Raw genomic sequence first — 8,307 nt, 5'->3', positions numbered from 1 at the left:
ACCCAGGAGGAAACCGGCATTGATCCCTCCGACATCGAAATCGACCCCGAGTTCCGCTTCGAAATTCGCTACCCGGTATCCTATAAAAAAACAGGCTCACAAGTTTTTCAAAAAACGGTTCAATATTTCCTGGGGTATTTGACCCACCAACCCAAGCTCGTGCTGACCGAGCACGATGCGGCGGAATGGTTCCCATGGAATCCTCCTCATGCCATCCAAGCTGAGACGATCGACCCGCTGTTGGCGGCGGTCGCACGGCACCTTATTAACGACAGGTGACGGGCCAACGACAGGTGACGGGCCAACACAGGTGACGGGAGTAAGCCGGAATCAAACGCGAAACCAACATCCCGTTTTTTCATCGACCACACCCCTGTTGACGCGGCGATCTCGCTTTCCAGCCCCCAACCCCACACTCCCGTTCGTTAATAGCGTGTTGCTGATGAAACAATCTCGATTTGATAAGCCCCGAGAAAATCCAGCACAGGCACCATTGCCTCGCTAATATCGCTATCACTTAGATTGCTTGTGGAGACCGTCAAACGATCTGCCGCCGCAAGTCCACCGGTGGTCGCATCTAGCGGCAACCAAGCTCCGTCGACATGAGCAAGCGTCCAAGCGTGATACACCATTCGTGGCGATGGGGTTGCTTGATACCGAAAACCAAACGCGACTCGCGAAGCCACTCCTTTGGCACGCAGTAACGCGGCCAATAACACCGCATAGGAGGTTGCGTCGCCTTGCGCATTGCGGGCGACTTCCGAAGCGCGTTGAAACGTGCCCGAAGCGGGATTCAATTGAGTTAACCGGTTCGCCGATCGAGCCAACTCAATCGCAAGTTCACGTTCACCAAGTTTTCCCGAGCCCCCGGCAGCTTGCGCAATTCGTCGCACCATCGTTTCTGAAGAATCAATGATCGCACTCGGTTTACGGTCCGCATCGGCCACCGGAAAACGACCTTGTTGGAACCCGTTTTTGGGAGCTTCCCCCAATGTCGAAACCAGAACTAACAACGATGTCTCGTCCAACTTCCGCACAAATTGATTCGGTTGCGGTTGGACAAGCGACTTTTCCGCAGCACGTGACAATGCCGTCCGGACCAACTTGAACCCGACTCGTTTTGTCTCGCTAGGGCGATCAAGCTCACTGTTGGTTAACGTGGACGCGATCGCGATCGCAGTCTGCTGCGACTCGATGTCTTTGAGTGCAATCTCCTTGTCGGTTCGGTACGTGACCAAGTTTGATGCGGGATACAAAGCGCGTCGAATCGCTCCATCGGGCTCGGCCCAAATCACATGATAAGTTTTGCGACCTTCCCCCAGATCGGTTTCCACATCAATTTCGAGTAATTCACGTGGTTTTCCGTCGATCAGCGGAACCGTAGCCTTAGCGACGCAGTGCATGCGAACGGTGGTAACCAGCGGCTGGATCGGAGCCAGGGTTTGAAACGTTCGCTTCTGGCCGATGCGAAGCGGCGCGCGGCGAATCGACTCTTCCACCGCCAACAAGCCACGATGCTCGGTGCCCCAGGGGAATTTTTTGGTGGTCACTGCGGCACCGCGTGTTTTGACAGTGGTCAGCCCCGACTCGTCCACCGTCCCTTCGCATGTGGTGATGATCGGACCGACGCTCAAGTTGCTTTTGTAGTGCTGCAATTGTCCATCAATCGTCTCGCTGGATTGATGCGAATGACGCTGAACAAAGGCGGACACCGATCCTCGGTGAATCAACAAACAATCTTCGATATTCAGCTCGACATGCTGTTTTTCAGGATCACGCTGGCCCGCATCGCGATTCACGGTAACCGAGATGTGGCTGTACCCCACGTGCTTGTCACCCACGAAATAGGCATCCCAGGCCTCGAAATCACCACGAAATCTGCGGTTCTCCTGCGTCGCATCATCACCAGCAACCTGCTCGCCCGCGGATTCCGCATCGCCTTGCCTCGGCAGGTCGACGGAACGATACAAATCCGCCGGCGGGACCAACGGCACCCGCTCGGGAATATCGCAACCACTCAACACGCTCCACCCCAGCAAGAAACCGGTAATCCAGACCGCTTTGAACGTGGCGAAACGCTCCAGCGAAGTGCGAAAAACCTTCAAAGCGAAGCGTGAGCCGAAAAGGAACGTGAGCAATCGAAGCATGAAGCTGTCTATTTTCGAATCAGAAAAGGAAAAAGGAAACGTTGAACTTTCGCTAAGCGACAAAAAGGCATCTGAGTTGGCTCCCCGCCTCCAATCGGTCCTCATTATATCCCAGCGAGCGACAGATCCCAGTGAGCGACAGATCGAGCGAGCAACAGCTGTCCAAGCGAGCGTCAGCACCGCAATGCCTGTGTCGCAATCGCTTGAATTGGATCATCTCAAGCGACTTGTTCTCGGGACAAATCACGACAATTCCACCCATACGGGGATCGGCTCGGCCAACCAGCAAGGTGCCGGATGTAATGGATATCCGGGTATGAATGGATATACAGTCGTAAATACTCGCCGTCTTTTCCGCTTAGGTGGTCTTTGCCTGATCCCGTGAAGAACGTGACCTAGCGTTGGGTGTACTGATTCAATCGAAACCGAAGTCAGTGCACCCAACGTTATTTCACACCTATATTTTCTTGCTGCGAACGGGACTGGAAACCGAAATGGGTTTTCTCAAGCGTATACTTCGAAATGGCACCAGCGACGAAGCGGTTCGTGTGGCTTCCAACGGAAGCTTTGAAACGCTGACCGATGACGAACTGCAAACCCACATGGGGATTCGTTCCTATGGTGTGTTCGAGCTCACCGATGCGGTTCGCCCGTCGTATGATCTGCAGGTCGTACCGAAACAGGGTTTCCGATATGATCAATATGTCGACGAAAAAACGGGTCTAAGCACCCCGGTGATCCTGGCATCGGCGACTCGCCACCGAATCATGGACCTGTTCCTCGAACTGGTGGATCAGCTCGGCCCTGTGGTGGATGTGGTGCTGGAAACCAGCCACCAAGGTAACCCTCACCCCGAGGATCTGTATCGAGAACACATCGACGCCCCCGTGCTGAAAAGCATGCTGTGGGAGTTCGAGGACCTATTGCTTAACGATGGTTGCACGGGCATCGCCGTGATCAACCCCAGCAAACGTCAGGAAGTTCAACTGGACGAACACAAATTGCTGATCGCTTATGGCGATCCCCTTGATAATTTTTCGCAAACATTGATCCGGGGCGATGTCTATCCCGACGACGAACTGCAGTTCATCACCGAGGCCGAACACGTTCACAGCAGCAGCGAACGCTTCACCGGCGAGTTCGAAAAGCTGAAACACCGACTCGGGATGGATGGTGAAATGTTCTTGGACGATTACGAAGAATACGCCTGACGGTGGGATGGGGCGCAAGCCGCCGGTTAACGGCGAACGAGCCGTTTCGCCGTGATTTGCCAGGCAGTATTTCGCGGCGGAAACCGCCCCTCCTTTCCCTTTGCGACTCGACAAAACGCCGCGGGTCTGAGAGTATTCGTGGTTTCACACCTGTTCGAACGTGTCGCCAACGATAACGCAAAGCCATGTTTCTTGTCATCAGCTCAAGCCTGCATCCGACTAGCCGAAGCCGTATCCTTGCTCGCGCCGCCGTCGAACAACTTCAGCAAACTGGACGCGATGCCACCCTTTTCGACTTAGTGATCAAAAAGCTACCCGCATGCGACGGCGCTGCGGCTTACGCGGACGCAAACGTCAAAGAATTGGCGGAGTTGATTCAGCATGCCGACGCCATCCTCGTCGCCTCCCCCGTGTACAACTATGACGTCAACGCGGCGTTAAAAAACGCGGTGGAATTGACGGGACGAGCATGGACCGGAAAAGTCGTCAGTTTGATGCTGGCTGCCGGTGGTCAAGGAAGCTACATGTCGGCAATGGGATTGGCCAACAGCTTGATGCTTGATTTTCGCTGCATCATCGTGCCACGGTTCATTTACGCTACCGGCGACGCCTTCGAAGGGAATGGATTGGCCGACGAAGAAATCCAGCAACGTGTCAACATGCTGGTCAGCGAAACAACGAAGCTTGCCGACGCGATCAATCGATCGCTCTAGCGTTTTCCGGCGCGCCCGCGGTCGAAGGGTCGCTGCGATACAGCCCACGCTGCTGAATCAACGCTTCGACACCACGCGGGGTGCGGTACCGAATGCTTCGCCCCTGTTGCACACGCTGGCGAAGCTCGCTGCTAGAGAGTTCGATGATCGGCATTGCGATCACGCGGGACGCGATGTCATCAATTCGGTCTTGGTCAACCAGTCCCTGCAGCACCGAAAAATCAATTGCCTCTTCGCCTCCGCGCTGGACCACCGCAGGCGTAATCAATTCGAGCAGCCGCTGCGGTTGATGCCAGAGCGGTAGACTCGCCAAAGAGTCGCTGCCGATGATCATAAAAAATTGAGCCTCGGGCATTTCCTGGATCAATTCCGCCACCGTATCCACGGTATAGCTGATCTCACCCCGGGCGATCTCGCGTTCGTCCAATTCGTAGTAGGGGTTATCCGCCAGCGCCAGCTTTAGCATCTCGACACGATCCTCGCTCGAGGCGACCGCTCCGGCTAGTTTCAGCGGTGACGTTGCGGTGGGGATCCAGCGAACGTGGTCGAGCGACAGTGTTTCTCGCGCCGCCTCGGCGATCCACAAATGCCCCACATGGACGGGGTCAAACGAGCCTCCGAAAAGTCCAATTCTCATCAATCTCGATTCTTTCTTTTTTTGGGGGGCATCAAGAGCGATTTCGTTGGCAAAGCGAAATTCGCTGCAGATCGCTTGACCAGACTTGTCCAGCAAACCAGGAAAATAGAGGAGATAAGGGGGTTCGCACGAGGGATGCGATTCTGATGGGTGAGCACGGAACTTGGCATTCTTCCTCCCTTATTCTTCCTTTTATCCAACATACACTATGCTAACCTCCATACCATCCGATCCTGTTCCGCCTACCGTCGGCACCCCGACCATGTCCAAGTTTGATTCCCGCCCCCGAACGCAGCATGATGCTGACGTGGCCCCGAGCTCATCGGCGGAACAGCCTCAATCTAATGAAGGGGGCAAATCCGAGGCGTTTGATTTGTCCGCAGATCTGGCGATCGACGGATCGATGTTTGCAGATGACTCGGATCACGAGGCCGCAAAAAAGGAGGACAGCGCGAGAGCACAGCAAGCCGAACTGTTTGAAACCGAGCCTCCGCCGTGGGAACTGACTGTCGAGGACGACATCGCCGTCGGCCGCATCGTGTTTAGCGAAGCTCCCTACGGTCCCTACGATTACCAAATCCCCGAGGCCGAACGCGAGCATTTGAAACCAGGGATGCGAGTCCGCGTCCCGCTCGGTAAACGTCGCCATCCGATGATGGGTTGGTGCATCGAGACGCGGATTGGTTACCAGGGAAAACGAGGTTCCTTGCGTGAAATTGTCGAGGTGCTCGACGACGAACCACTATGTGACCCCGCCTTGGTGCGTTTGGTACTGTGGATCAGTCATTACTACCAAGCGCCCACGGGGCAAGTCTTTGACACCTTGATCCCCTCAAGTGTGCGATCGAACGCGGGGACTCGCGAGCGGGCTTATTTGACCCCCAACCCCGACCGCAGTGACGAAAAATCAATCGAGTTGCTGCCGAAAAAGCAGCAGGCGGCCTTTCGATTTCTGATTGCCGCCGGCCGACCGATGACGGCGTCCGAATTGATGGTGCATGCCAAGTGCACGCGAGGGCCGGTTAGCGGATTGCAATCCAAAGGGTACATCGACGTTTCGATGCAGCGTGAAATGACTGCCACGACGCCGATGCGTTGGCAAAAAAATGACGGCGAAAGTCAACAAACGCATATTCCTAGCGAAGAGCAGACCGCCGCACTGGAGCGAATTAGCGCCGCGATCGAATCGGGCACTGGCAAAACACTCCTGCTGCACGGAGTGACCGGCAGCGGCAAGACCGAAGTGTACATCAAGGCCATTGAGCAGATCGTGCGTGCCGGTCGCGGCGCAATCGTGATGGTTCCCGAAATTAGCTTGACGCCGCAGACGCGAGGGCGATTCGAGCGGCGATTCGAAACGGTCGCGGTGCTGCACAGCCAAATGACTCCGTCGGAACGGCATTTCCAGTGGCAGCGGATTCGCCGCGGTGAAGTGCAAGTCGTGGTCGGCCCCCGCAGCGCCGTGTTCGCGCCCATGCCGCGATTAGGGCTGATCGTGATGGACGAAGAACACGATGCCTCGTTCAAACAAAACGAACAACCACGCTATCACGCTCGCAAAGTGGCCCATGCCCGCGCCATGTCGCTTGGCATTCCGCTGATCTTAGGCAGTGCGACGCCGTCGATGGAAACATGGCACGCCACCTCCACCGGGCATGCCGAATTGATTCCGATGAACGAGCGAATTAACCAGCGTCCGATGCCGAGTGTCGAATTGGTGGATTTGCGAATTCGCGACGATCGGACTCGGGGTGCAATCAGCCGTCCGCTACATCTCGCCGTCCAAGAAACGCTGAACGAAAAAGGGCAAGTGATTCTGCTGTTGAATCGGCGTGGGTTTGCTACCACGATTCAGTGCCCCTCCTGTGGTCACGTTGTCGCGTGCCCGGATTGCGACATGCCCTTGACCCATCATCGTGACGGTGGCAAAGCGTGTTGCCACTATTGCGATTACACGATCGCGACACCGCCGTGGTGTCCGGCATGTCGGTTCGATGGCATTCGCTACGGCGGGTTAGGGACGCAGCGATTGGAAGTCGAAGTCAAAGCACGTTTTCCAGATGCCTGCATCGCTCGCATGGATAGCGACACGATGAAACGCCCCGGCAGCCATCAACGCGTGCTGTCGGCATTTCGCAGTGGTGAAGTCAACATCCTGCTGGGCACACAGATGATTGCCAAAGGGCTCGATTTTCCGAATGTGTTATTGGTCGGCGTGATCAATGCCGATAGTGCGTTACACTTTCCTGATTTCCGTGCAGCCGAGCGAACGTTCCAATTGGTTACGCAAGTCGCTGGCCGAACCGGCCGCGGTGATCGCGGCGGCCGTGTGATCGTACAAACATTCTCGCCCGAGCATCCGGCGATCCAAGCAGCATCGCGGCACGACTATCATCAATTCGCGACAGACGAGATGGTCAATCGACGCAAGTTCAATTATCCGCCGCTCGGTTCGGTCGCTCGCATCATCATCCGCGGCGTCGTCGAAGATGTCACCGAAGCGGTCGCCGATTCGCTGCTGGGACGACTCGAAGCCGCCCGCCAAGCGCTTGGGTCGGAAGTCCGAATCCTGGGCCCTGCCCCGCCACCCATTCCCAAATTGCGTGGCAAGTATCGATTCCACCTGCTACTGCAATCCACCGATAGTGCTCAGCTAGGCGAGACAATTCGCCGGGCCACCGACTCGTTCACGATTCCCGAGAAGGACGACGTCCAATACGTCGTCGACATCGACCCGATCGATATGCTGTAGCATGGTTTGGCAAACTACCGCTTCGCCGTATAGCGATGAGTCGCAATTAGTTTTTCCAGCGAACGCGGATGTCCGACGACGTGCAAGCGGAAAGCGACCGGCAAGACCGCGCCGCAATCGAAGTCCCCCGCAGTCAAATCCACGCCCGGCACTAATGCTCGCTACTGCGAGGTTTGCTGCTTCTCGATTTGCAGCGGCGGGTTAGGGTGACAACCGCACTTGTTTCCATCCCCCATCGTGTTGCTTATAGGCGATGCGATCGTGCAGTCGGCTGGGGCGTCCCTGCCAAAATTCGATCCAAGTTGGTTTCAAGGCATAACCGCCCCAATTTTCGGGACAAGGAACTTCGCTTCCCTCGTGCTCGGCAATCAATTCTTGCATCCGAGTTTCTAAATCTTCTCGCGAGCTCACTTCGCTCGATTGGCGGCTGACCAGCGCCCCCAATTGGCTCTCACGCGGACGGCTCTGAAAATACGCAACGGCATCCGCCCGGGATGCTTTGCGGACGCTTCCCTCGATGCGAATTTGCCGCTCCAAGTGCGGCCAAAAGAAACAAAGGGCCGCTTGAGGATTGGCGGCCAACTGTTTTCCCTTGATTGAGTCGTAGTTGGTGAAAAAATAGAACTCACCCTCTTTGACCTGTTTCAGCAATACCACTCTTGAGGTCACCGCTCCCTGAGGGTCCGCAGTCGATAGCGTCATCGCATTGACCTCGAACCACTCCGGTAACGGTGATTCATTGGCTTGCTTGAACCAAACATCGAACTGAACCATCGGATCGGGATCGACGTCTTTTTTATCGAGTCCACTGAGCGTGTAAGTTCGTCGCATTTTCTCGATCGACATT

General features: G+C 55.8%; 7 protein-coding genes and 1 pseudogene. 5 read left to right on the top strand and 3 right to left on the bottom strand.

What is annotated here, in order from left to right:
• Nucleotides 1-279, top strand: a pseudogene (locus tag ABX962_RS23385) (DNA mismatch repair protein MutT); the annotation flags it as partial.
• Between the two features lie 146 nt (nt 280-425).
• Here ABX962_RS23385 and ABX962_RS23380 read toward each other — a convergent pair.
• Nucleotides 426-2,147, bottom strand: a complete 1,722-nt coding sequence (locus tag ABX962_RS23380; protein ID WP_372722806.1) for a transglutaminase domain-containing protein — start codon at nt 2,145-2,147, stop codon at nt 426-428.
• Between ABX962_RS23380 and ABX962_RS23375 the strand changes: the two genes are divergently transcribed.
• The 3 genes from ABX962_RS23375 to ABX962_RS23365 all read left to right on the top strand — a co-directional run bounded on the left by ABX962_RS23375 (nt 2,146) and on the right by ABX962_RS23365 (nt 4,071).
• Nucleotides 2,146-2,532 carry a hypothetical protein gene (locus ABX962_RS23375; RefSeq protein WP_372722804.1) on the top strand — a complete coding sequence of 129 codons (387 nt, stop codon included), beginning with the start codon at nt 2,146-2,148 and terminating at the stop codon, nt 2,530-2,532. The genes ABX962_RS23380 and ABX962_RS23375 overlap by 2 nt on opposite strands.
• Nucleotides 2,533-2,581: 49 nt before the next feature.
• Entirely contained in the window at nt 2,582-3,358 is a 777-nt protein-coding gene (locus tag ABX962_RS23370) for a hypothetical protein (protein WP_372722802.1), read from the top strand.
• A 185-nt stretch (nt 3,359-3,543) separates the two neighbouring features.
• Nucleotides 3,544-4,071: an NADPH-dependent FMN reductase gene (locus tag ABX962_RS23365; protein WP_372722800.1), complete on the top strand. Its 528-nt coding sequence runs from the start codon at nt 3,544-3,546 to the stop codon at nt 4,069-4,071.
• Here ABX962_RS23365 and nadD read toward each other — a convergent pair.
• Nucleotides 4,055-4,708: a nicotinate (nicotinamide) nucleotide adenylyltransferase gene (nadD, locus tag ABX962_RS23360; RefSeq protein ID WP_372722798.1), complete on the bottom strand. Its 654-nt coding sequence runs from the start codon at nt 4,706-4,708 to the stop codon at nt 4,055-4,057. The genes ABX962_RS23365 and nadD overlap by 17 nt on opposite strands.
• A 403-nt stretch (nt 4,709-5,111) precedes the next feature.
• Between nadD and priA the strand changes: the two genes are divergently transcribed.
• On the top strand, nt 5,112-7,460 hold the full coding sequence (priA, locus tag ABX962_RS23355; protein ID WP_372722808.1) for a primosomal protein N': 2,349 nt from the start codon (nt 5,112-5,114) through the stop codon (nt 7,458-7,460).
• Nucleotides 7,461-7,661: 201 nt separating this feature from the next.
• Here priA and pdxH read toward each other — a convergent pair whose 3' ends face one another.
• On the bottom strand, nt 7,662-8,306 hold the full coding sequence (pdxH, locus tag ABX962_RS23350) for a pyridoxamine 5'-phosphate oxidase (protein WP_372722797.1): 645 nt from the start codon (nt 8,304-8,306) through the stop codon (nt 7,662-7,664).
• Between the last annotated feature and the right edge of the window lies 1 nt (nt 8,307).

Source organism: Novipirellula sp., from assembly GCF_041583735.1.
Lineage (GTDB): Bacteria > Planctomycetota > Planctomycetia > Pirellulales > Pirellulaceae > Novipirellula.
The sequence above is the reverse complement of the archived record's forward strand: the minus strand, read 5'-3'. Positions and strand labels throughout refer to the sequence as shown.